Here is a 24,875-nt window from a genome sequence, read left to right as displayed (position 1 = left end):
GGACTAAAAGCTCGATTCTGACTCTGACCAGTACAGACCGTGGGAGACTTCTCATCCCGCCCCTTCTACCCAAAGCGCCGATAAGGAATTCATCGGTAAAACCGACGATAGAGGCAAGCCAGCGCAACGGTAGACCCCGACAAGCTCTTAAACCCTAGCTCCGAGGATTCGTCATGACAATCCTTACTTCGCAGACGGTGGTTGGCGTCGATATCGCCAAGGCCGAAATAGTTGTCTATCGCTCCGACCGGCTAACCACTGACACCATCAAGAACGATCGAACAGCCCTCAAACGCTGGCTTAAAACATTGCCCGCCCAAAGCGCTATCGCCGTTGAAGCCACCAACATCTACCACCTGGACACCGTCGAGCTGGCCCATGCGATGGGGCACCAGGTCTATGTCGTGGATGCTTATCGGGTGAGCAACTATCGCCGCGGCATCGGCCAACGAGCCAAGAACGATCCCTGCGATGCCCGTCTGCTGGCGCGTTATTTGACGAACGAACAAGACGGACTGCGGATCTGGAGCCCACCACCCAAGGCCTACACCTCGCTGAAAAGCCTGCTCCACAGACGTGCAACGCTGATCCAGAACCATGCCGGTCTGATGCTGAGCTGGGCCAATGAACCCTTGTTGAAGAAAGTACAGAGCGCCCAGCAAAAGGCCTTCAAGCAAGCGGATCAGGCCATTCAGAAACTGCTGCGCAAGGTCAGCAAAGAGGCGGGTATTGAAGAGAATATCGACCGCTGCAAAGCCATCGAAGGGGTTGGCGAACTGACTGCAACCGGGTTGGCGACGACCTTTATGCGCGGTGATTTTGCCAATAGTGATGCGTTCATCGCGTTTCTAGGGATGGACCTTACGGTCGATGACTCCGGGAAGAAGAACGGCCCCCGGCACCTGACAAAAAAAGGGGATCCGGAAGTCCGCCGGTTGGCTTACAACGCCGCAATGGCAGCCTGTCGCTCAGCTAAATGGAAACCGTTTTACGAGTCGTATTTGGCAAGAGGCTTCTCGAAAACCCAGGCCTTGGTGGCCCTTGCCCGGAAACTCTGCCGGGTGGCATTTGCCCTGATGAAAAATCAGAGCGAATACCACCCGGCCTGAGGTTGCGGGGTTGCCCTGCAACATAGAATCTCCCACAGGCGGGTTGTTCAGGCCTTGCGATTGAGCAAACTACGCTCCATCCGCGCGATGCCTTCTTCCAGCAATGCCCGTGGGCAGCCGAAATTCAGGCGTACGAACTGTTTGCTGTCATCGCCGAAATCCAGACCAGGGCTCAGCCCAACCTTGGCCTGCTCAAGGAAAAACTGCTGAGGGTTATCCAGTCCCAGCGCCGAGCAATCGAGCCACGCCAGATACGTGCCTTGCGGGATATTCATGGTCACACCCGGCAGTCGCGTGTTGATTGCTTCCACCAGATAATCCCGATTGCTTTGCAGATAAGCCTTCAACCCGGCCAGCCAAGGGCCGCCTTCGCTGTAGGCGACGCGCGTCGCTTCCATGCCCAACGGGTTGACGCTGTCGACCATGCCGCAGCGGGCGTGGTTGACCCGCGCACGCAACGCCGAGTCCTGAATAATCATGAACGATGTTTTCAGCCCGGCAATGTTGTAGGCCTTGCTCGCCGACATCAGCGTGATGGTGCGCTTGGCGATTTCCGGGTTCAGGGAAGCCGTCGGAATGTGCAGGCGCCCGTCGAAACACAGCTCGGCATGAATCTCGTCAGAGATGATCCAGGCGTCCTGCTTCACGCAGATGTCGGCGACCGCTTGCAGTTCTTCTCGCGGGAAGACTTTGCCCACCGGGTTGTGCGGGTTGCTCAGCAGAAGCGCACCGCCACCGGTCAGCGCCCGATTCAAGGCATCGAGTGGCGTGGCGTAAGTGCCGTCCGCCAACGCGTCGAATTCGAGTTCAACCTTGTTCAAACCCCAGTGACCCGGCGCATGGCGCAGCGGCGGGTAGTTCGGAACCTGAACCACAACGTTCTGCTGCGGCTGGACCAGCGCATTCAGCGCCATGTTGAACCCCGACTCCACGCCCGGCAGGAAAATCAGTTCCTCAGGCAATACGCGCCAGGCGTACTTGTTCCACAGATCGGCGACGATGGCATTACGCAAGTCATCCTGGGCCACGCTGTAGCCGAGCATCGGGTGTTCCAGACGTTTTTGCAGGGCCTGGATGATCACCGGCGGTGCGGAGAAGTCCATGTCGGCCACCCACATCGGCAACACGTCGGCCGGATAACGGCTCCATTTGGTACTGCCGGTGTTGTGGCGGTCGAACACCTGATCAAAATCGAAAGTCATGCTCAGTCTCATAAAAAGCGGGGTTGAACGTGGGGCAATGATAAACGCCAAGCCCCTGTGGGAGCGAGCTCCCACAGGTAGTGTGATGGCTGACGCCCCGGTATTGCCCGATGGTCGGTTTTCACACAGTCAGTTCTCGCATTGTCTACAGTTTTAAATGTCGGCAGCCAGGCTGCCGCAACCGTGTTTGTCCAGAAAAACCCGGCAAAACTACCGGGTCTCCACCTGACAGGAGTGCACGATGGACCTCAACCGTCGTCAGTTCTTCAAGGTCGCTGGTATCGGCCTTGCAGGCTCGAGCCTCGGCGCGCTGGGCATGGCCCCCGCGACTGCCTTCGCCGAGCAGGTGCGCCACTTCAAGCTTGCCCACACCCATGAAACGCGCAACACCTGCCCGTACTGCTCGGTCGGTTGCGGCGTGATCATGTACAGCCAGGGTGATGCTGCCAAGAACGTCGCGCAAAACATCATCCACATCGAAGGCGATGCCGACCACCCGGTCAACCGCGGCACCCTGTGCCCAAAAGGCGCCGGCTTGCTGGACTTCATTCACAGCCCCGGCCGCCTGCAATACCCAGAGGTGCGCAAACCCGGCACCACCGAGTGGACGCGCATCTCCTGGGATGAAGCGCTCGATCGCGTCGCCGACCTGATGAAGGCCGACCGCGACGCCAACTTCATCGAGAAGAATGCCCAGGGCCAAACGGTAAACCGCTGGCTGACCACCGGTTTTCTCGCGGCCTCGGCAGCGTCCAACGAAGCGGGTTACATCACCCACAAGGTCATTCGCAGCCTCGGCATGCTGGGGTTCGATAACCAGGCGCGTGTCTGACACGGCCCGACGGTGGCAAGTCTTGCCCCGACATATGGCCGTGGTGCCATGACCAATACCTGGACCGATATCGGTAACGCGAATCTGATCCTGGTAATGGGCGGCAACGCAGCAGAAGCGCACCCGTGCGGCTTCAAATGGGTGACCGAAGCCAAGGCACACAACAAGGCCCGCTTGATCGTGGTCGATCCGCGTTTTACCCGGACCGCCTCGGTGGCCGACTATTACGCGCCGATTCGCACCGGCACCGACATCGCCTTCATGGGCGGGCTGATCAACTACCTGCTGACCAAAAACAAAATCCAGCACGAGTACGTGCGCGCCTATACCGACGTGTCCTTCATCGTCAAAGCCGGATTTGGCTTCGAGGACGGGATCTTCAGCGGCTACGACGCAGCCAAACGCAGCTACACGGACAAGTCCGGCTGGGGTTATGAAATCGGTGAGGACGGCTTTGTCGAAGTCGACCCGACCCTGCACGACCCGCGCTGCGTCTATCAATTGATGAAGACGCATTACAGCCGCTACACCATCGAACTGGCTAGCCAGATTTGTGGCATGCCAGTCGATGCCATGCAGAAGATCTGGGAAGAAATCGCCACCTGCTCGCAACCGGGCAAGACCATGACGATTCTCTACGCGCTGGGCTGGACGCAGCACTCGATCGGTTCGCAGATCATTCGAAGCGCGGCCATGGTGCAATTGCTGCTGGGCAACGTCGGCATGCCGGGCGGGGGCGTCAATGCCTTGCGCGGGCACTCCAACATTCAGGGGCTGACCGACCTTGGCTTGCTGTCCAATTCGCTGCCGGGGTATCTGACCCTGCCTGGCGATGCGGAGCAGGATTACACCGCCTATATCACCAAACGCACGCAACCACCGTTGCGTCCGGGGCAGTTGTCCTACTGGCAGAACTACAGCAAGTTCCACGTCAGCCTGATGAAAGCCTGGTACGGCGCGAATGCCACGCCCGAAAACCGTTGGGCTTTTGACTATCTGCCGAAACTGGACATTCCCAACTACGACATCCTCAAAGTGTTCGACCTGATGGGCCAGGGCAAGGTCAACGGCTACATGTGCCAGGGCTTCAACCCCATCGCCGCGTTGCCTGACAAAAACCGGGTGATGGCGGCACTGGCCAAGCTGAAGTGGCTGGTGGTGATGGACCCGCTGTCTACCGAAACCTCGGAGTTCTGGCGCAATGTCGGGCCATACAACGACGTCGAAACTGCCGGCATTCAGACCGAAGTGATTCGCCTGCCCACCACCTGTTTCGCCGAAGAAGATGGCTCGCTGGTCAACAGCAGCCGCTGGCTGCAATGGCACTGGAAAGGCGCCGACGGCCCTGGTGAAGCGCGCACCGATGTGCGGATCATGAGCGAGCTGTTCATCCGTCTGCGCCAGCGTTACCAGGCCAACGGCGGCGCTTATGCCGAGCCGCTCCTTAAACTGTCCTGGCCGTACAAAATCGCCGAAGAGCCTTCGCCGGAAGAACTGGCCAAGGAAATCAACGGTTATGCCACCACGGATTTCACCGACGCTACCGGCGCGGCGATCAAGGGCAATGCGCAACTGGCCGGTTTCGGCCTGCTCAAGGACGACGGCAGTACGGCTTCCGGTTGCTGGATTTTCTGTGGCAGCTGGACTGAGGCGGGCAACCAGATGGCCCGGCGTGACAACAGCGACCCGTACGGCATGAAGCAACACCAGGGCTGGGCCTGGGCCTGGCCGGCGAACCGGCGGATTCTTTACAACCGCGCTTCGTGCGACCCGCAAGGCAAGCCGTGGGACGAGAAGAAACGCCTGGTGTGGTGGAACGGCAAAGTCTGGGGCGGCACCGATGTGCCGGACTTCAAGGCCGACTCGCCACCGGAAGCCGGGATGAATCCGTTCATCATGAACCCCGAAGGCGTGGCGCGGTTCTTTGCCGTCGACAAGATGAACGAAGGACCATTCCCTGAGCACTACGAGCCGTTCGAAACGCCGATCGGCATCAACCCGCTGCACCCGGAAAACAAGAAAGCCACCAGCAACCCGGCGGCACGGATCTTCGATTCGGTGTGGGATTCCTTAGGCGTGGCCAAGGACTATCCGTATGCCGCGACCAGCTACCGGCTGACCGAGCATTTCCACTTCTGGAGCAAGCATTGCAAGCTCAACGCGATTTCCCAACCCGAGCAGTTCGTCGAAATCGGTGAAGTGTTGGCCAAGGAGAAAGGCATCGTGGCCGGCGACCGGGTCCGTGTCAGTTGCAAGCGCGGACATATAGAAGCGGTGGCGGTGGTGACCAAGCGGATTCGTCCGCTGCAGGTCAACAATCAGGTGGTGCACCAGATCGGTATCCCGTTGCACTGGGGCTTTACCGGGCTCACGCGCCACGGTTACCTGACCAACACCCTGGTGCCGTTTCTCGGCGATGGCAACACTCAGACCCCGGAATCCAAGTCATTCCTGGTCAACGTGGAGAAAGTCTAAATGGCCAGCCAAGACATCATCGCCCGTTCGGCCACCACGACCGTCCCGTCCTCGGTACGCAATCAAGAGGAAGTGGCCAAGCTGATCGACACCACCAAGTGCATTGGCTGCAAGGCTTGTCAGGTCGCCTGTTCGGAATGGAACGAGCTGCGCGACGATGTCGGCCACAACCTCGGCACCTACGACAACCCTCAAGACCTGAGCGCAGATACCTGGACCTTGATGCGCTTCACCGAGCACGAAACCGACGCCGGCAATCTGGAATGGCTGATTCGCAAGGACGGCTGCATGCACTGCGCCGAGCCCGGTTGCCTGGCGGCGTGCCCGAGTCCGGGGGCGATCATCAAGCATGCCAATGGCATCGTCGATTTCGACCAGGATCATTGCATCGGCTGCGGGTATTGCATCACCGGATGCCCGTTCAATATCCCGCGAATCTCGCAAAAGGATCACAAGGCCTACAAATGCACGTTGTGCTCGGACCGGGTGGCGGTGGGGCTGGAGCCGGCCTGCGTCAAAACCTGCCCGACGGGCGCCATTGTGTTCGGCACCAAGGACGACATGAAAGACCATGCGGCCGAAAGGATCGTCGACCTCAAGAGCCGTGGCTTCGAACACGCGGGTCTGTACGATCCGAGTGGCGTCGGCGGTACTCACGTGATGTATGTACTGCACCATGCCGATGAGCCCCGGTTGTATGCCGGCCTGCCAGACCAACCGACCATCAGTCCGCTGGTGGACCTGTGGAAAGGCGTGAGTAAACCCTTGGGGTTGCTGGCGATGGGCTTGGCGGTGCTGGCCGGGTTCTTCCACTACGTGCGCATCGGGCCGCAGCTGGTCGAGGAGGACGAACACCCGACCACCCTCGATCCCGCCGTGCATGAAATCGACCCATCGGTGCACACCTATGATCCGAAGGGGGAGGACAGGCCATGAACGACAAACCGATCCTTCGCTACACATCAAACCAGCGCACCAATCACTGGCTGGTGGCGATCCTGTTTTTCATGGCAGCACTGTCGGGGCTGGCGTTGTTCCACCCGGCGCTGTTCTGGCTCAGCAACCTGTTTGGCGGTGGGCCGTGGACGCGCATCCTGCATCCGTTCATGGGCGTGGTGATGTTCGTTCTGTTCCTGGGATTGGTGATTCAATTCTTTCGGGCGAACTTCTTTATCACCAACGATCGGCTGTGGCTGAGGCGAGTCGGGCGGGTGATCAAGAACGAGGAGGAGGGCGTGCCGCCCATCGGCAAGTACAACCCTGGGCAGAAGCTGCTGTTCTGGACCTTACTGGCTTGCATGCTGGTGCTGCTGTTCAGCGGGCTGGTGATCTGGCGCGCGTATTTCAGCGAGTACTTCGGCATCACCAGCATTCGTTGGGCGATGCTGCTGCATGCGTTGGCGGGTTTCATCCTGGTGCTGAGCATCATTGTTCACATCTACGCCGGCATCTGGATCAAGGGTTCGGTCAGCGCCATGGTGCATGGCGGAGTGAGCCGCGCCTGGGCGAAAAAACACCATGAACTCTGGTACCGCGAAGTGACCCGCGACGAGCATCCCGACCGGCCGATCAGCAAAAAAGGATAACCCCTTGGCGACGATTCTTGAACCTGGCGAGATCGAAGCGGCGGCGAGTTCGCCGCCGTTTCTGCACCTGCCTCCGAAAAACCTGTTCACCTTGCGCGCCTTGCGCCTGGAGCGTCTGGTCGACGGCCATCCACTGGCCGATTACCTGCGGCTGGTGACCGGCCTGTGCCACGTGCAGCAGTGTGTGATGGACGATCCGCCCGTGGCCGCCATGCCCGATCCCGAACGTATGCGAGTGTGCCAGCAACACGGCTTGCCGCCGTTCGCCGCTGACAGTCTGGTGCGGGAGGACCATTGGTTGCCGTTCCTCGAAGCGCTATTGCAGCGTTACCAGCCACCGCCGCAACCTGCCGTGGAAAAAGCCGTGGCGACCTTGCGCCGTGCCAACATCGGGCAACTCAAGGCCTGGGCGATTGCGCTGGTCAGCGGCCAGTTCGCCTTGCTGCCCGCCGCCGTGGTGCCGTTTCTCGGCGCGGCGTTGCAGGTGGCCTGGAGTCAATGGTTACTGAGTACAGCGGACCTTGCGCTGAACCCCGGCGACAGTCTCAGCCAATGCCCGGCCTGCGGTTCGCCGGCCATGGCCGGCGTGATTCGCCATCGCGGCAAGTACAACGGCTTGCGGTATCTGGTGTGCTCGCTGTGTGCCTGCGAATGGCATGTGGTGCGGGTCAAATGCGTGTATTGCGAACAGAGCAAAGGCCTTGAATACGTCAGCCTCGATGACGACCGCCACGCCGCCAATCAGGCACCGTTACGCGCGGAGGTCTGCCCCGGCTGCCGCAGCTACCTGAAGCTGCTTTACCTGGAAAACGACGCCGAGGCAGAAGCGCTCTCGACCGACCTGACCAGCCTGCTGCTGGACATGCGTCTGGAGCAGGAAGGCTACCAGCGTCCGGCGCCTAACCTTCTGCTGGCACCCGGAGGTGGCTGAGCTACCCCTTTGAGTTTTCCCTTTAAACTCAGCGGCTACACTCAGGCGCTACGGTCATTCGTAATCAGGAGCGCCTGATGTCCAACAGACCCGCCAGCCAAACGCAGCGGCTGCCTTCCATCGACAGTCTGTTGCGCCATCCCGCCTGCCAACCGCTGGCCGAGCGTTATGGGCGTGACGCGTTGCTGGCCAATTTGCGGCAATTGCTCGATGACTTGCGTGAACCGGTTCTTTCAGGGCAACTCGACGCTATTGAAATCGCGCCCGAAGCGTTAGCCGGCAGAGCGGGTGAACGCTTGGCCACTCAGCATTGCAGTCACGTGCGCCGGGTGTTCAACCTCACCGGCACCGTGCTGCACACCAATCTGGGGCGAGCGTTGTTGCCGGAGGAAGCCATCGAAGCCGTGCAGAGGGCGGCCCGTTATCCGCTCAACCTGGAATTCGACCTGCACAGCGGCAAGCGCGGCGACCGTGATGATCTGATCGAAGGCCTGATCCGCGAGCTGACCGGCGCCGAGGCGGTGACGGTGGTCAACAACAACGCCGCTGCGGTGTTGCTGATGCTCAACAGCCTGGGCGCGCGCAAGGAAGGCATCATTTCCCGGGGCGAACTGATCGAAATCGGTGGCGCCTTCCGCATTCCCGACATCATGGCGAGAGCCGGGGTCAGGCTCCACGAAGTCGGCACCACCAATCGCACCCATGCCCGCGATTACGAGGCGGCCATCGGCCCCCGTAGCGGTTTGGTGATGCGCGTCCATGCGAGCAACTACAACATCGAAGGCTTCACCGCTCGGGTGCCGACCGCCGAGTTGGCGAAACTCGCGCATAAACACGGCTTGCCGTTGCTTGAAGACCTCGGCAGCGGCAGCCTGCTGGACCTGACGCGCTGGGGCTTGCCCGCCGAACCGACGGTGCGCCAGGCGCTGATCGATGGTGCAGATATCGTCACCTTCAGCGGCGACAAACTACTGGGTGGCCCCCAGGCCGGGTTGATTGTCGGCCGCAAAGACCTGATCGCGAAGATCAAGAAGAATCCACTCAAACGCGCCTTGCGGGTCGATAAACTGACCCTGGCCGCCCTCGAAGCGGTGTTGGGTCTGTACCGCGATCCTGATCGACTGGCCGAGCGGCTGCCGAGTTTGCGCCTGCTGACCCGGCCCCAAGCAGACATCCTCGCCCAGGCCGAGCGCCTGCAACCCTCGCTGGCCAAAGTCTTGGGCGACGGCTGGAGCGTCAGCGCAGCCCCTGCACTGGGCATGATCGGCAGCGGCAGCCAACCGGTGGCGCGCTTGCCGAGTGCGGCGTTATGCCTGCGACCGCACGCGTCCAAGCGTCTTCGCGGACGGCGGCTGCACGGTCTGGAAGCGGCCCTGCGTGCGTTGCCGATTCCGGTGCTCGGGCGCATTGATGACGATGCGTTGTGGCTGGATCTGCGGCAACTGGACGATGAGCCGGCGTGGTTGGCGCAACTTGATCAAATTGCAGGAGCCATAGAGTGATCGTCGGCACCGCCGGGCACATCGACCACGGCAAGACTGCCTTGCTCCAGGCCCTGACCGGCCAGGTAGGCGACCGTCGCCGGGAAGAACGTGAACGCGGCATGACCATCGACCTCGGCTACCTTTACGCGGCGCTGGAGCCGCAAGCGCCCCTGACCGGTTTTATCGACGTGCCCGGTCATGAGCGCTTCACCCACAACATGCTGGCGGGGGCTCAGGGCATTGATCTGGTGTTGCTGGTGGTCGCGGCGGACGACGGCGTCATGCCCCAGACCCGCGAGCACCTGGCCATCGTTGAATTGTTGGGAATCCCTCGGGCGCTGGTGGCAATCAGCAAATGCGACCGCGTCGACCCGTCCAGAGTGCAAGCCGTTCGCGAACAGATCCAGACATTGCTGGCCCCGGGACCCTATGCCAACGCGCCGCAGATTGCGCTGTCGAGTGTGACCGGGGAAGGCATCGTGACCCTGCGACAGGCTTTGCTCGCGGCGCAACGTGAAGTCCTTCAACGCAGCACCACCGGCGGTTTTCGCCTGGCGATTGATCGTGCCTTCAACGTGGCGGGCGTAGGCATCGTGGTGACCGGCACTGCGTTGTCCGGCCTGGTGGTGGTGGGCGATACGCTGGTGCTCGGCCCGCAGGGCAAACCCGTGCGTGTGCGCGGCCTGCATGCGCAGAATCAGGCTGCCGAGATCGCAATGGCCGGACAGCGAGTCGCGTTGAACCTGAGTGCCGAACGCTTGGCCCTGGAGCAGATTCATCGCGGCCACTGGTTGCTGGCCGAGTGGTTATACGCGCCGACCCAGCGAGTGGATGTCGACCTGCAATTGTTAGCCAGCGAACCCAAAGCCTTCGAGCACTTTCAACCCGTGCACGTTCACGTGGGGACTCAGGACGTGACCGGGCGGGTGGCGTTGCTGGAAGGCACCCGCCTGGCGCCGGGTGAACGGATGTTCGCGCAACTGCTGCTGAATACGCCGGTGCAGGCCGTGAAGGGCGATCCGTTGATCCTGCGTGACCAGAGCGCCCAACGCACCCTCGGTGGCGCGCGGGTGCTCGACCCGTTTGCACCGACCCGACAACGCCGAAGCCCCGAACGGTTGGCGCAGTTACAAGCCCTCGCCACAGGCAATCAGTTGGAAGACAGCCTGCCGGCGTTATTGGCCAACAGCGACATCGGGCTTGACCCGCAGCGTCTAGAGCGTCAGTTCAACCGCCCCCGCAACACGTGGGTTTTGCCCGATGACGTGCGCCTGATCAACACCCGCCAAGGTCCGTTGCTGTTCAGTGCGGTCCGCTGGGAAGCACTGAAAGCACCGTTGCTGGAACACCTCGCACGTTTTCACCAACTGGAACCGGATCAAATGGGCCCGGACCGGGATCGCCTGCGCCGGTTCACCGGCACAGCGCTGGACCGTCCGACATTCATCAGTCTGCTCGACGAATTACTCGCCAGCGGTGCGATTGCCGCCAGCGGGCCATGGCTGCATTTGCCCGATCATCAGGTGCGTTTGAGCGAAGACGACGAAACCCTGTGGCAACACTTGCAACCGTTGTTCGAACAGGCTGGATTTGATCCGCCCTGGGTGCGCAACCTTGACCATGACGAGGCGGTCGTGCGCTTGCTGCTGTGCAAAATGGCGAGGTTGGGATTGGTGCATCAAGTCGTCCGTGACCTGTTCTACACCGACACGATGATCCGCCGATTGGCGGCTATGCTTGTGCAACTGGCCGCGCAAAACCCGGTGATTCAGGTCACGGCGTTTCGTGATGCAGTGGGCCTGGGTCGCAAGCGCAGCATCCAGATTCTCGAATACTTCGACCGGATCGGCCTGACGCGACGGTTTGGCGACAAGCGCCATATCCGCCTCGACAATGCCTTGGCTCAACGCACCGACCACTGACTTCAAGGAAGGCAATCGCGCCCGGTGGCGCGGCCGGGCTTCAAACCCGGTTGGGGACGGCATCCGTTCCCGGGCAGGTTCGACTCCGGCTGCCTTCCGCCATTTTTAATCATGCTGGCTGAACCAAGCACTGGTTCGACTCGCCCCGCAGAGTAGTCACAGATCCTCTGTGGCGAAGGGACTTGCGCCCCGTCCAGTTCTGTAGCAGCTGTCGAGCCTGCGAGGCTGCGTCCGGCTGCGTAGCAGCCATAAGGTCAGACAATGCGGTGCGTCAGACGCACCGCATACACAGGGTTTACGACTGCTTCGCAGTCGGACGCAGCCTCGCAAGCTCGACAGCTGCTACAAGACAGGCGTTGTTGCTGAAATGGCATTACCACAGCGCTTGAGTTTTTCGCGCGGGGTTGTCGATCACTGCATCACATAACGCCCCGGTGCCGACTCGATCGCCGGGTATTGCGCGTTACCGGTGTGCAGCACCGAGGGCTGGCGTTCGCCGGACTGTTCAGCCAGCCAGACGAACCAGTCATTCCACCAGCTACCGGAATGTTGCTGGGCGTTCTTGAACCAGGTTTCCGGGTTTTTGGTGACCCGGTTGTTGGTCCAGTAGTGACGTTTTTCCTTGGCCGGCGGGTTGATCACCCCGGCGATATGCCCTGATGCGCCCAGGACAAAACGCTTGGTCCCGGAGAGCAACTCGGTGCTGGCGTAAGCGCTTCTCCACGGCACGATGTGATCGTCATGGGTGGCGAGGATGTATGCCGGAGCATCGATGGCGCGCAGGTCCAGCTTGACCCCGCAACAGTCCAGCTCACCGGATTTCAGGTCGTTCTGCAGGTAGGTGTGGCGCAAATACCAGCAGTACATCGGACCCGGGAGGTTGGTGCTGTCGTTGTTCCAGAACAGCAGGTCGAGGGGGATCGGTTTCTGGCCCTTGAGGTATTTGTCGACGTTGTAGTTCCACCACAAGTCGTTGGGACGCAGCAGCGAGAAGGTATTGCCCATGTCCTCGCCCTTGAACAGGCCGATGGGGCCATCCTGGCCGCCGATGGTGCGCTCGCGGTAGGCCACCAATTGTTCGTCGACGAAGATGTCGATGGGGCCGGTATCAAGGTAATCGAGGAAGGTGGTCAACAGGCTCACGCTGCCAATTTCGCGGTCACCGCGCGCCGCCAGGACGGCCAGCGCCGAACTCAGCAAGGTGCCGCCGATGCAGAAACCGACGCAATTGGGCCGCTGCTCGCCGCTGATCTCGCGGGTCACTTGCAGGCCTTTGATGATGCCGGTTTCGATCAAGTCATCCCAAGTGGTGCCGGCGTGTTCCTGGTCGAAGTTACGCCACGACATCAGAAACACCGGGTGCCCTTGTTTCAACAGATGGGCAACCATCGAGTTGTCCGGGCGCAGGTCGAGAATGTAGTACTTGTTGATCGACGGTGGCACGACAAACACCGGGCGCCGGTACTGGGTTTCGCTTTGCGGGTAATACTGAATCAGCTGGAAGAGTTCGTTCTCGAACACCACTTCGCCCGGGGTGTTGGCGAGGTCAACACCGACTTTGAATGCACCGGCGTCGCACTGGCGCATCTTGCCTTCTTGCAGGTCGCTGGCCAGGTGCAACAGGCCGGAGAGGAGGCTGCTGCCCTGGGTATCGACGACACGTTGCAGTGCATCGGGGTTACTGGCCAGAAAGTTGCTGGGCGCCCCGGCAGCGATGGCTTGTTCCACCAGATAGAGCAGGCGTTGGCGCGGCTTTTTGTCCGGGATCGCTAACGTGTCCAGCAGCTTCAGCAGAAACCCTGCGTTGAGCAGGTAAAACGCTGCGAGCGAGCCGAACAGAGGCTGGCTCCAGTTGCCGCTGGAAAAACGTCGATCGTCGAAGCTGAATGGCTGACCGGTCAGCAGACGCTGGCCGAGGTCGCCCCATTGCTGTTGGTAATCCGATTGAAGGCTGTCCAGGGTACCGCGCGGCAGGTCAAACCACTCGTTGTAGGCCTGGCCGGTAAACCACGGATTGCTACTGACCCAGAGACGTAATTGTTGCACTGCAAAGGAGGCAATGAACGGAACCTGGCCTGACCAGAAGGTGTTGAAGGTATGCGCGTTATTGTCCATGGAACTCCTTGCCCACATCCGTAAACCGGGCCGAAAAAAACCGCGGCGCCGGACTTCGGTGCCGCGTCAGCAACTTAAGCAAACACTCCTGTGTTTCTAGCGCTCGATGACCAGGCTGACGCCTTGGCCGCCACCGATGCACAACGTGGCCAGGCCTTTTTTGCCGTCGCGACGAATCAGCTCGTGCAACAGCGACACCAGAATCCGCGCACCCGATGCACCGATCGGATGACCCAGGGCAATTGCGCCACCGTTGACGTTGACTTTGCTGGTGTCCCAACCCAGTTCCTTGCCGACGGCCAGTGATTGCGCGGCGAACGCTTCATTGGCTTCGATCAGGTCGAGGTCGTCCAGACTCCAGCCGGCTTTGGTCAAGGCCAGACGGGTGGCCGGCACCGGGCCGATGCCCATGATCGACGGGTCCACGCCAGCGCTGGCGTAAGCCTTGATGCGTGCCAACACCGGCAAGCCGAGGGCCTGGGCCTTGGCGGCGCTGGCCAGCAACAGCACGGCGGCGCCGTCGTTGAGGGTCGACGAGTTGCCGGCGGTCACGCTGCCGTTTTTCTGGAACGCGGGTTTGAGGTTACCCAGCGCCTGCAGTGTGCTGTCTGGACGCGGCTGTTCATCAGTGTCGAAGACCAGCGGCTCACCCTTGCGCTGAGGGATCAGGATCGGGGTGATTTCACGCTTGAAGTAACCCGCTTCGATGGCTGCAGCGGCTTTCTGTTGCGAGGCCGCGGCGAAAGCGTCCTGGTCTTCGCGACTGAGGCTGTACTTCTGCGCCAGGTTCTCGGCGGTGATGCCCATGTGGTAGTCGTTGAAAGCGTCCCACAAACCGTCCTGAATCACGCTGTCTTGCAGTTGCGCATGACCCAGGCGCAAACCGGTGCGGGCCTTGGGCAACACATACGGCGCCAGGCTCATGTTTTCCTGGCCGCCGGCAATGATGAGTTCGGCGTCGCCGCAACGGATGGCCTGGACCGCCAGCTGGACAGCCTTGAGGCCCGAGCCGCAGACCTTGTTCAGGGTCAGGGCAGGGGTGGTATGGGGCAGGCCGGCCTTGATTGCCGTCTGGCGTGCCGGGTTTTGCCCCGAGCCCGCGGTGAGTACCTGGCCGAGGATCACTTCATCGATCTGCGAGCCGTCCAGACCGGTCTCTTCCAGCAGACGGCGAATGACCGCCGCGCCCAGCTCGGTGGCTGGAATCGCGGACAAGGCACCTTGAAAACTGCCAATGGCGGTACGAGTAGCGGCAACGATTACGACTTCGTTCATGCGTGACCTCATTAAGATTTTGTCGAGCGAAAGCAGGGCATCCATGCCCTGACAGGTCTACTGCATGTTCATGCCGCCGTTGACCGAGAAATCAGCCCCGGTGCTATAGGCCGATTCATCGGAAGCCAGCCAGGCCACGATGGAGGCGATTTCTTCAGGTTGGCCGAGACGCCCGACCGGTGTGGCCGCGATCATGGTGTCGAGGATGTCCGGGCGGATGGCCGCGGTCATGCTGGTCTGGATGTAACCTGGGGAGACGGTGTTGACGGTCACGCCCTTGCCGGACACTTCCCGGGCCAGTGCCATGGTGAAGCCATGGATGCCGGCTTTGGCCGCGCTGTAGTTGGTCTGGCCGAACTGGCCGCGCTGACCGTTGATCGAGGAGATGTTGATGACCCGTCCCCAACCCTTGGCCAACATCCCTTCAATCACCTGTTTGGTGGTGTTGAACAGGCCGCTCAGGTTGGTGCCGATGACCGCGTTCCAGTCTTCGGGCGTCAGCTTGCGAAAGGACGCATCACGCGTGATGCCGGCGTTGTTGACCAAGACATCAATCGGGCCGAATTGCTCACGTGCCATCTCGAACGCTTTGCGCGTTGATTCCCAATCGGTGATGTCGCCATAGATGAATTCGAATTGATAACCCGCCTCCAGTTGGCTCGCCATCCATTCGTTCTTGCGGGCGGAGTCAGAGCTGCAGCCCACGATGACCTTGAATCCTTCCTTGTACAGGCGCTGGCTTATCGCAGTGCCAATCCCACCCATGCCACCCGTGACCAACGCAATACGACTAAGCGACTTCATACACTCTCTTCCTTTTTGTGTTTTGCGCTGCAAGATGGGTGGATTGTTCGGTATTGGCGGGGTGTGCGGAAGTGTTGAGAGGTGACTGTCTGGTGTCCAACGGTGCCATGCACGGAATGAAATTGAACTGTTCACTGCCTTTGTCATCGCCAAGCCGCGTGTAGCAGCTGCCGAGCCCGCGAGGCTGCGTTCGGCGGCGTAGCCGTCGTAAAACCAGACACAGCGCTCTTTCAGGAAAACCGCGTACCCAGGATTTGCGAGGACTTCGTCCTCGAACGCAGCCTCGCGGTGCTCGGCAGCTGCTACAGGGTGACGAATGGTCTGAAAGAGTGGCTAAAAGTGAGGATTACCTATACTGGGATCAATATTGGCAACGGAACACCCCGTTAGGATTTTGATTCAACGCAGATCAGTCATGGCTCCGGACAGGATGTTCGGTTCCACAGGTCATTGAGGACGTCATGTATAGAATCAGTTCAGGTTATGCCAGCGTGCTGGTGAATACGCTCTCGGCACAAGGGCTGGATGTTGCCAGTCTGTGTCGGGAGGCTGGGATGGACATGGAGTCCGTTAACAACCCGGGAGCGTACTGCGAACGAAGGGCTATTTATCGGCTATGGGAACTGGGAGCCCAGGCCGCTGGCGATCCAGACATCGGTTTGAAGGCCTATGGAAACTTCCATCCCGGTAACCTTCAGATCGTCGGCTACACCATGATGTCCAGTTTGAATCTGAAAAAAGCACTTGAACGCCTGGTACGTTTCAGCCCTTTGATCAGTACCGGATTCAGCCTCTTCTTTTTGCCGGAGCAACAGCATTATCGGCTGGCGGCGCTTGATCATCAGCAAAAGGGGTCGGTCAAACCCCGGCAGTACTCGGATGCAGGCATGGCGTCATTGCTGGGTTTTTGCCGTTGGCTGGCGGGAGGCAACTTACCGCAACCGCTGAGTGTGGAGTTCGCCTATCCCGAACCTGAAGACACGTCCGAGCATCAAAGGCTGTTTGGCTGCGACCTGCATTTTGGGGCTGCCTATGACAGCATCCTGTTTGACGGGCAGGAGCTTCTGCGTCCGCTGAGCATGGCTAACGAAGAACTGGCGGTACTGCATGACAGTTTTGCCGAAGCTCGATTGGTTTCGCTGCATGGCTTCACCATCGTCGGCAGAATTCGGGCACTCATTACCAAGCGCTTGAGTCAGGGCCAGGGGTCGTGTGATATGGAGTCGATCGCGGCCGCATTGAACATCAGCAAGCGAACGCTACAACGCACCCTGGAAAAAGACGGGACGCAATTCAAGGACGTGCAGAATGCCGTGCGCCGGCAATTGGCTGAATTCTACTTGCGCAATTCTCGCTTCAACATGAAACATGTCGCGTATCTCCTTGGTTTTCATGACCACAGCAGTTTCAACAAAGCCTGTAGCCGCTGGTTTGGCATGACACCCGGTCAGTATCGGGCCGATGAATCGTTTGAAATCGAGGAAGCCGCGCCCGTGTGACGCGGTTCTCCTCACCGTTAAACGTTATTTCACCGGAGGTTTTTTTACGCCTTTCTTGCCCTTGGCAGGTTTGCCCGCTGGACTCGCAATCTTGGCGATAGGGTCAGGGATCGCTGCGGGGTTTTTCTGCTTGATTGGCTCGGGGATTACCGCAGGGGTTTTCTGTTTGATTGGCTCTGGGGTTATCGCCGGGACTTTCTCTTCGATGGCCTCGGCTTCACCGGGTGGTTGGGTCAGGCTGAAACCCGGCAGCGGCACGTCGAGCAGCGTGTGCAGTTCACACCAGAATGGGTTGTCTGCGCCGCTGGTCAGCAGTTCCGGCAGTAAATTGGCGACGGCCGCGAGCACTTGCTGGCGTTCTTCGACCTCGGCAAGCATCAAGGGCAGGCTGAGCAGGCTTTCTTGTGGGTGGGTGGCGACCAGCAGTTTTTGCAGGCGCAGGGTTTCGCGCAAATCAAGCGGCTCGGCACTGTAGTCCTGGAGCAGCACCTGCATTTGCAGGATCAATTTTTCGACACTTTCCTTGCCCGGCTCGTCGCTGTCGCGGCCCAGCAGGAACAGGATCCGTATCAAGGCTTCCATCAGGCCGCCAAGGGGCAGGGCATCCTGCAAGCGCTCGATCAAAACCTTGTCGTGCTGCTCGGCATGTTCCTGAAGATTTCGCCCGGGTGCATTGCCGGTGAGGCTGTTGAGTACGCCATACACGCCGTAGAAACACATTTCCTGAGCCGCATCGCGCAGATCCCGATAGCCGTTCAAGGCGTCCTGCACCTGGTTGGAAAACAGTTCCTGCCAGACCAGCAACGGGTTGTTCTGGCTGGCGGGGTGACGATCCTTGCTCACTTGGGCGGCACTGCCTGCCAGCCACCACAGCGCCGGGTTCAAACTGCTCCAGGCCACTTGCTGCTGATGGAAAGGGTGCGCCCGGCGCAGCAGTTCGGCGCCGGGTTCGTTGATCAGCTGGCGCAACCACGGGCGTATGAATTCGTCGTACACACTGTTGTTGATATCGGACGCGCGCTGGACCTGCGCAAATTCGCGATCGTCATCACGGGGCGGCTGCACCTGGCCATGGATGTCGGCGATACGCCGGCGTTCGAAACGCACGGCATACGGCGTCGCCGAATTCTCCGGCAGATCTTCGATCAGCATTTCATACAGCCCGGCTGACAGCGCATTGATCGCATCGACCGCACCGAGCAATTCACGGTGTTCACGCCGCGCCACTTCACCGGACACGAAGATGCCCAGGTGACCGATGCTCGCGTGTCGCAGGTAAACGATGGTGCGTCCGGCATTTTGCAACGCGAGATCGCTGGGATAGACGTCGGTGATCCAGTCCAGTGCCTGCTGCGGGGAGGTGATGTTGTCGCCATACGAGCAGAACACCACCACCGGCACTTCGATCAGCTTGAGGTCAAGCCCGCTGCTCTTGCGACCGAGGCCACCGGACAGCCGATTGCCGATGAACAGGTCGTCGACAATCATCTCGATCTCTTCGCCATTGAGCAGGGTCGGGCTGCCCCACCAGCGTTCGAAATCCAGAAAGCGTGCGGCCTCGCTGTCGACTTCGCTGAACAGGTGGTAGTACTTGCCCCAATAGGTGTTGGCCGGGTCCAGGTTTTCGAAATTGCTCACCAGCCAGGTGCCGTCGAAACGGTCATTACCGAGGTCGCTACCGAGGCGTGCCATCCAGCCACCACCCAGCAAACCGCCGGTGTAGCGCATCGGATTGCGGCCATTGACGCCGGCCCAGTACGACAACGGCGCACCATTGACGATGATCAGCCCCGGCAGCTCCGGACGGGTGGCCGCGAGGCCCATTAACGCCCAGCCCGCCTGACAGTTGCCGATTACCACGGGTTTGGTGCTGTCGGGGTGTCGGGCGCTGACGACTTCGATGAACCGCGCCTGGGCTTCTGTGATATCGGCGAGGGTTTGCCTAGGACGTGGCGAGTGACTGAAGGAGACGAAGTAGGTGGGGTGGCCGGCTCTCAGGCTTTCGCCGATGACCGAATCCTGTTTGAAACCGCCGATCCCTGAGCCGTGGCCGCCGCGTGGGTCAATGATGATCACCGGCTGTTTTTTGCTGTCGATCTGTTGTCCGGGACCGCCGAGGATTTGCAACAGCGAGTAATTGACGGGGCGGGGGAGGTCTTCACCGGCGACCAGCGTTTCATGATTGAACTTGAGCAGCAGCGGATACCCGGCGCGTTCGTGGGCCAGGGTGTTGTCGCCGCGCTGACGCAAGGTGTCCCAGAACAACACGCTGCGTTGGCCGAGGTCCGTGAAGTATTCCTGCCAGTCAGCAGGCGTTGGCTGTCGAAGTTGCCCAAGGCTTAAAGGCGCGAAGGTTTTTGCCTGGCGCTTCTGCACGGCGTCGAGGACGTTACGGGTATTGAGGCGTTGCAGATGATTCAGGTGCTCGAACAAGCCGACGGGGTCGGAGAGCTTTTCATCTTGCAGCGCAATATTAACTTCCTGACCCATCGTGATCTCCTGACGCTATGCATGGGAACCTGCGCATCTGAACCCTTTAGTTAAAGAGAGCTAGGCTGGCCGTTCGACAGACTGGAGTTTATAGCGAATAGGGTAGGCATGAGCAAAGTTTATTTTGCACCGCAAAAAAATAGACGTTGCCAAATGGTTTTGTGCACTGCAATATCAAGGCTAACGCGATGACTGGCCAGATCGCTATCGCGTCTTCAGGTCCATCAGGGCCTTCCAGCACCAGGAGATTCAAGCATGTCTTTTTTCAATTCGGAAAAACTGCAAACCGCTCAGAAAGCCAACCTCGATCTTTTGCAGCAAATCAGCGGCAAAGTCTTCGCCAGCGTTGAACAGCTCAGCCAGTTACAGTTCAAGGCACTGCGCGACTCCACCGAAGAGCACTTCGAAGGTGTTCGCAAGCTGCTGGCCGTCCGTGATCCACAAGGTTTCGCCGAGCTGCAGGCTTCTTTCACCCAGCCGAGCGCGCAGACCGAACGTCTGGCCGAGTTCAATCGTCAGGTTCAAGCGCTGATCGTGGGTACTCAGTCGGACATCGCCAAATTGACCTCGAGTCAGGTCGAAGCGGGCACCCAACAGGTGCAAGAGTTCGTTGAAGCCATCAGCAAGAATGCACCGGCCGGCTCCGAGCCTGTTGTGGCAGCGTTCAAGTCGAGCCTGGCGAATGCCGGTACCGTGTTCGAAAGCGCACAGAAAGCTGTAAAACAGGCTGCCGATGTGGCTCAGAGCAGTTTCGATGCAGCGACTGCCACGGCCACCAAAGCGGCTCCAGAAGCAAGCGCCAAGGCTACCAGCGGTAACAAGTAAGTCGCATTAGATCAGCGGCACCAATGGCGATGGGTTTACTCCCCATCGCCATTTTTTTTGTGCGGCGAAAGACCTTGGCGAGGGCGGTGCCGGCTGACTGGGTTCACGCTGATACCAGTCGCCTGATCCAGTCCAGCAGGACACCGGGCAACAGTTCGGGTCTGTGCAGCAAGGCGTATTGCCGCGAGCCGAATACCGCTGGCAGGTAATTCGCTGCTTGGCGGTCGATGGTCAAACAGAAGGGATAGATGCCTTGGAGCTTGGCTTCAATCACGGCCTGACGCATGTCTTCCACACCATAGCGGCCTTCGTACTGATCAACATCGTTCGGCTTGCCGTCGGAGAGCAGTAACAAGAGACGGTGCGTGGCGGCTTCGCGCATCAGCAATGTGCTGGCGTGGCGCAGGGCGGCGCCGGCCCGGGTATAGCGTTCCGGTTCGAGGGCGGCAATGCGCCGACCGACTTGATCGCTGTAGCGCTCATCGAATGCTTTCAGGGTGCGGATCGTTACCCGCTGCGGCCCTTCGCCGGAAAACGCCAGCACGCAATAAGGCTCGCCCAGACTCTCCAGCGCCAGACAGACCAGCAGCAACGCCTCGCGCTCGACATCAATGACCCGGCGATGGCAGGACAGCCAGCTGTCAGTGGAGCCGCTGACGTCGATCAGCAACATGATCGCCATGTCGCGCCGGCCACGGCGCTGTGTCTGATACAGCGCCTGCGGCATGCTCAGGCCGGCGCGGGCCTCGGCGCAACCGTCGATATACGCCTCCAGATCGATATCGTCGCCCTCCCATTGTTTGCGCAACCTGACGCGTTGGGCCCGCAGACTTTCGAATTGCCGGCGGATGGCATCGAGCACCGGACGGTGAGTGTCAAGGGTTCGCTCGACCCACTGCTGCGGGCCTTCCAGGGCGGGGCACAGTTGCAGGGTCGACCCCGGATCACGGTAGGCCTGGCGGCGGTAATCCCACTCGGGATAGCTGATTGCGTTGCTGGCGAGATCCTGTGCACCGTGCTGAGCGCGGGTCTGTGGCGGGTTGTCAGACAGCAGCACTTCTTTCGACCGACCTGCCGTGATCACCAGTCGGGCTTCGTTGAGTTCGGCCAATGACTCGGCGAAATCAGCCGCCGGGGTGTCAGTATCCCGGTCGACAGGGCGCTGCATCCCCATGGGGTCTTCGGCCTTTTCCAGCGGTTCGGCGGGCTGCACCATCCACAGGCCTTGTTCCTGATCGTCGTCCTCGTCGGCACAGGCTTCGCGCACAGTGGGTTGACGTGCGAGGCGGGCGCTGCGGGGCAGGGTATCGGTGGTGTCGATTTCGCCGGGCAAGGGCTGCACCTGCAGACCCGACGACGGTTCGCGCAGATCGCCGGTCCACGCATCGAGCAGCAACAGATGAGCGCCCAGCTTGTGCGGTTCGTCGATGGACAGGAAACGTTGCGCAAGGGTTTCTGACTGTTGTACCGAGTCGGCCGTTTTGGCGGGTATCTCCAGTCCTTCCAGAGGCGTGCCGCATTCGCTGTGCAGCAGTAAACGAAGGAAGTTTTCCAGGGGTTGTCGCGGATTGGGAAAGGCGTGAAGTGACGGGCGAGTCGCCAGGGCATGTTGGCGCAAGCCATGGATCGATGGCGCCAGCCCCGGCAACAGTCGCACCAAATCCGTATCGGCGGCCCAGGCTTCCAGAAGTAGATAGACGCTGCGCTGCATCGGGTTGTCGAGGGCTGACAGGGTGCTGGCACTGCCTCGTCGGGCACGCATCGCCTGTTGCAAGGCCAGGGTTTTATAGCGTTGCAGCGTGAGCGGACCCTCGTGGCTGCCCAAGTTCTCCGGTAGCCATATCGTCACGCCATCGGTCGCCGGGACGGCGTTTTGCCGACACGGCTTTTCATAACGCAGCAAAAGCTTTTTCAGGAACGTGGGGGGCGAGGGTGGTTGCGCGACACGCAGCGGATAGTGGGTGTTGAACACCGCCTTGATCAGTAAATCGAGGTGTTGTGCGACATCCCCGAGGGTGACGACTTTTGCGGTGTCCGAGGGTGCCCGGTGACGACGCCACAACGCCTGCGCATACACCGTAGCGTGGCGAGCGACGTCGGTGATGAGGTCCTCGGCTTCGGCCATCTAGATAAAAGTCAGGTCGACGAGGTCGCGCATGGCCGCGACCAGCACCGCATCATCGGACAGCGGCGAGATCAACGCGACCCGGCACGCGATGGGCGCAGCAATGCCGCGGGCAATCAGTCGCGCCGTGGCAATCAGCAGACGAGTGCTGGGGACTTCCGCCAGGCCCCGGTCCTGCAAGGCGCGTAGCCGTTGGGCGAGGGTGACCAGGGCGTGCGCGGTGGCGTAGTCGGCTCCACCCTCATGGATGACGATGGCGATTTCGCGCTCGGCCGGTGGGAAGTCAAAATCCAGTGCCACAAAGCGTTGGCGGGTACTCGGTTTCAAATCCTTGAGTATTCGTTGGTAGCCGGGGTTGTAGGACACCACCAGCTGAAAGTGTGGTGAGGCTTCGAGGATCTCGCCGATTTTGTCCAGCGGCAGAATCCGTCGGTGGTCGGTCAGCGGGTGCAGGACGACAATCGTGTCTTGCCGCGCTTCGACCACTTCGTCCAGGTAACAGATAGCGCCTTCGCGTACGGCTCGGGTCAGTGGGCCTTCCGTCCAATGGGTGCCCTGGTGACCGATCAGGAAACGCCCGACCAGGTCGCTGGCACTCAGATCGTCATGGCAGGAAACAGTGATCAGCGGGCGTTTTAGACGCCAGGCCATGTGTTCGACAAAACGGGTCTTGCCACAACCGGTGGGTCCTTTGAGCATAACGGCCAGTTGCTGCGCATGGCATTGCTCGAATATCGCCACCTCGTCGCCGCTGGGCTGGTAATAGGGTTCAGCTTGCGGCGCTGCGGGTTCGGCGTGCATCAGCGAACGTTCCATCACAGCGCCGCGCCTGAGGCTTGAGGTGTGGCCAGGACCGGATCGGCTTCATCGACATTGAAGTCCGGCGCATGGCGGAAAAATTCGAAGATGAACAATCCGGCACCCAGGCTGAACATCGACGCCGTCGCTACCAGCATCAGGAAGTGCACCTGAATTTTCAGCTGCACGTCCAGGTAGCCCAGGCCGAGAATACGCTCCAGGTACACCTGACCAATGCCCGCCGTGGCAAATGATAGGGTCATGCCGAACATTCCCCCCAACTGCAGCCAGAACGCCCAGTAACCGATACTGCTTTCCTCCACCGGACGACGGGTCATGCCGGGCAGCGCATAGGTGATCATCGCCAGGACAATCATGGCATAGGCGCCATAGAAGGCCGCATGGCCATGCATGGCGGTAATCAGGGTGCCATGGGTCCACTTGTTGACGTCGGGGAAGGTGTGAGCCAACCCCAGCAGACCGGCGCCGAACATGGTGAACACCGCGCTGCCCAAGGTCCAGTGCAAGGCCAGTTTGTTGGGGTGAGAGAGGCCGGAGCGGCGCATCGCGTTGTAGGCATAGATCGCCATGCCGATCAGCGCCATCGGCTCAAGTGCACTGAAAAAACCGCCCAGTGGCAGCCAGTAATGAGGAACGCCGATCCAGTAATAATGGTGTGCCGTGCCCAGAATGCCGGCAATGAACACCAGTCCGACGATGACGTACAGCCACTTCTCCATCACCTCGCGATCAGCACCGGACAGCCGGATCAGCAGATAGGCAAGAAAGCCGCCCTGGATCATCTCCCAAACACCTTCGACCCACAGGTGGATGGTCCACCAGCGGTAATAGATCGATACCACGTAATTTTCATAGTGCAGCAGCGCTGGCAGAAAGAGCACGGCGGCGCTGGCCAGGCCTAGCAGCAGGACGCCCTCGGTGGCGGTGAAACGCCCGGCCTTCTTGATCGTCATGCCGATGTTATAGAGGAACATCAGCATGCAAATCACGATCACGATCTTGTGGGGCAGCGGCTGTTCGAGCAGCTTGTTCCCGGTGCCATATCCGAACAGGTAGCCAAGAACGGCGGTGACACCCATGGCCGTCCACAACCCGAGCTGAATGTAGGCCAGTTTGGTGCTGTGCAGCTCGCCACGGGACTCGTCCGGTACCATCCAGTAGGTCGCGCCCATGAACCCGGTGAGCACCCAGACGATCAACAGATTGGTGTGAATGGACTTGGTGATATCGAATGGCAAGAGGTTCAGCAGCGGATCCGGCCCGAGGTATTTGGCCGCTGAGAGCAGGCCGAAGACCAGTTGCAGGCCAAACAACACCATGGCAACGGCGAAATACCAGTAGGCGACGGATTGAGATCTGTAGCGCATGGTCATCCCCTGCGG

The 24,875-nt window shown here is 60.3% G+C and carries 16 protein-coding genes, 1 tRNA gene and 1 pseudogene; 10 read left to right on the top strand and 8 right to left on the bottom strand.

Features of this window, described 5'->3' with window-relative positions:
- Positions 1–173: 173 nt before the first annotated feature.
- A pseudogene (locus QFW87_RS13890) lies at positions 174–1,135 on the top strand (IS110 family transposase).
- 21 nt (positions 1,136–1,156) lie between these two features.
- On the opposite strand, the gene QFW87_RS13885 reads toward QFW87_RS13890, so the two are convergent.
- Complete coding sequence (locus tag QFW87_RS13885; RefSeq protein ID WP_283190792.1) at positions 1,157–2,311, bottom strand: PatB family C-S lyase; 1,155 nt, start codon at positions 2,309–2,311, stop codon at positions 1,157–1,159.
- A gap of 241 nt (positions 2,312–2,552) precedes the next feature.
- Between QFW87_RS13885 and fdnG the strand changes: the two genes are divergently transcribed.
- From fdnG to QFW87_RS13850, 7 genes are all read left to right on the top strand, one after another.
- Positions 2,553–5,618, top strand: coding sequence for a formate dehydrogenase-N subunit alpha (gene fdnG / locus QFW87_RS13880; RefSeq protein ID WP_283190791.1), 3,066 nt, complete (start codon positions 2,553–2,555; stop codon positions 5,616–5,618).
- Complete coding sequence (fdxH, locus tag QFW87_RS13875) at positions 5,619–6,554, top strand: formate dehydrogenase subunit beta (protein WP_283190790.1); 936 nt, start codon at positions 5,619–5,621, stop codon at positions 6,552–6,554.
- Positions 6,551–7,204 (top strand): formate dehydrogenase subunit gamma, encoded by a 654-nt coding sequence (locus QFW87_RS13870; RefSeq protein ID WP_283190789.1) that lies wholly within the window; start codon positions 6,551–6,553, stop codon positions 7,202–7,204. The genes fdxH and QFW87_RS13870 overlap by 4 nt, the downstream gene beginning before the upstream one ends.
- Positions 7,205–7,208: 4 nt before the next feature.
- Complete coding sequence (gene fdhE, locus QFW87_RS13865; protein ID WP_283190788.1) at positions 7,209–8,135, top strand: formate dehydrogenase accessory protein FdhE; 927 nt, start codon at positions 7,209–7,211, stop codon at positions 8,133–8,135.
- Between the two features lie 77 nt (positions 8,136–8,212).
- Positions 8,213–9,637: an L-seryl-tRNA(Sec) selenium transferase gene (selA, locus tag QFW87_RS13860; RefSeq protein ID WP_283190787.1), complete on the top strand. Its 1,425-nt coding sequence runs from the start codon at positions 8,213–8,215 to the stop codon at positions 9,635–9,637.
- Positions 9,634–11,541, top strand: coding sequence for a selenocysteine-specific translation elongation factor (gene selB / locus QFW87_RS13855; protein WP_283190786.1), 1,908 nt, complete (start codon positions 9,634–9,636; stop codon positions 11,539–11,541). Before selA ends, selB begins: the two co-directional genes overlap by 4 nt.
- A gap of 6 nt (positions 11,542–11,547) precedes the next feature.
- A tRNA-Sec gene (locus QFW87_RS13850) sits at positions 11,548–11,643 on the top strand.
- A gap of 309 nt (positions 11,644–11,952) precedes the next feature.
- On the opposite strand, the gene phaC is transcribed toward QFW87_RS13850, so the two are convergent.
- The 3 genes from phaC to phbB form a co-directional block, all read right to left on the bottom strand.
- Positions 11,953–13,656 carry a class I poly(R)-hydroxyalkanoic acid synthase gene (phaC, locus tag QFW87_RS13845; RefSeq protein ID WP_283190785.1) on the bottom strand — a complete coding sequence of 568 codons (1,704 nt, stop codon included), beginning with the start codon at positions 13,654–13,656 and terminating at the stop codon, positions 11,953–11,955.
- Between the two features lie 96 nt (positions 13,657–13,752).
- On the bottom strand, positions 13,753–14,931 hold the full coding sequence (locus QFW87_RS13840) for an acetyl-CoA C-acetyltransferase (RefSeq protein ID WP_283190784.1): 1,179 nt from the start codon (positions 14,929–14,931) through the stop codon (positions 13,753–13,755).
- A gap of 57 nt (positions 14,932–14,988) precedes the next feature.
- A complete protein-coding gene (phbB, locus tag QFW87_RS13835; RefSeq protein ID WP_283180339.1) occupies positions 14,989–15,735 on the bottom strand; it encodes an acetoacetyl-CoA reductase in 747 nt (248 codons plus the stop codon).
- 461 nt (positions 15,736–16,196) lie between these two features.
- On the opposite strand from phbB, the gene QFW87_RS13830 reads away from it, so the two are divergent.
- Positions 16,197–17,234, top strand: coding sequence for an AraC family transcriptional regulator (locus QFW87_RS13830; protein ID WP_283180338.1), 1,038 nt, complete (start codon positions 16,197–16,199; stop codon positions 17,232–17,234).
- A 24-nt stretch (positions 17,235–17,258) separates the two neighbouring features.
- Here the strand turns inward: QFW87_RS13830 and QFW87_RS13825 are convergent, their stop codons facing one another.
- Entirely contained in the window at positions 17,259–19,724 is a 2,466-nt protein-coding gene (locus QFW87_RS13825) for a DUF3141 domain-containing protein (protein ID WP_283190783.1), read from the bottom strand.
- 255 nt (positions 19,725–19,979) lie between these two features.
- Here QFW87_RS13825 and phaP point away from each other — a divergent pair, with 255 nt between their 5' ends.
- Complete coding sequence (phaP, locus tag QFW87_RS13820) at positions 19,980–20,549, top strand: TIGR01841 family phasin (protein WP_283180336.1); 570 nt, start codon at positions 19,980–19,982, stop codon at positions 20,547–20,549.
- Positions 20,550–20,652: 103 nt separating this feature from the next.
- Here phaP and QFW87_RS13815 read toward each other — a convergent pair whose 3' ends face one another.
- Genes QFW87_RS13815 through QFW87_RS13805 form a run of 3 tightly spaced genes read right to left on the bottom strand, consistent with a single transcriptional unit; the run spans position 20,653 to position 24,860 of the window.
- Positions 20,653–22,674: a hypothetical protein gene (locus tag QFW87_RS13815; RefSeq protein ID WP_283190782.1), complete on the bottom strand. Its 2,022-nt coding sequence runs from the start codon at positions 22,672–22,674 to the stop codon at positions 20,653–20,655.
- Entirely contained in the window at positions 22,675–23,490 is an 816-nt protein-coding gene (locus QFW87_RS13810; protein ID WP_283180334.1) for a CbbQ/NirQ/NorQ/GpvN family protein, read from the bottom strand.
- Positions 23,490–24,860, bottom strand: coding sequence for a cbb3-type cytochrome c oxidase subunit I (locus QFW87_RS13805; protein WP_283180333.1), 1,371 nt, complete (start codon positions 24,858–24,860; stop codon positions 23,490–23,492). The genes QFW87_RS13810 and QFW87_RS13805 overlap by 1 nt, the downstream gene beginning before the upstream one ends.
- Between the last annotated feature and the right edge of the window lie 15 nt (positions 24,861–24,875).

Origin of the sequence: Pseudomonas sp. PMCC200344 (genome assembly GCF_030053095.1) — a bacterium.
In the GTDB taxonomy this organism is placed as follows: domain Bacteria; phylum Pseudomonadota; class Gammaproteobacteria; order Pseudomonadales; family Pseudomonadaceae; genus Aquipseudomonas; species Aquipseudomonas svalbardensis.
This window is presented reverse-complemented; position numbering and strand designations above follow the sequence as displayed.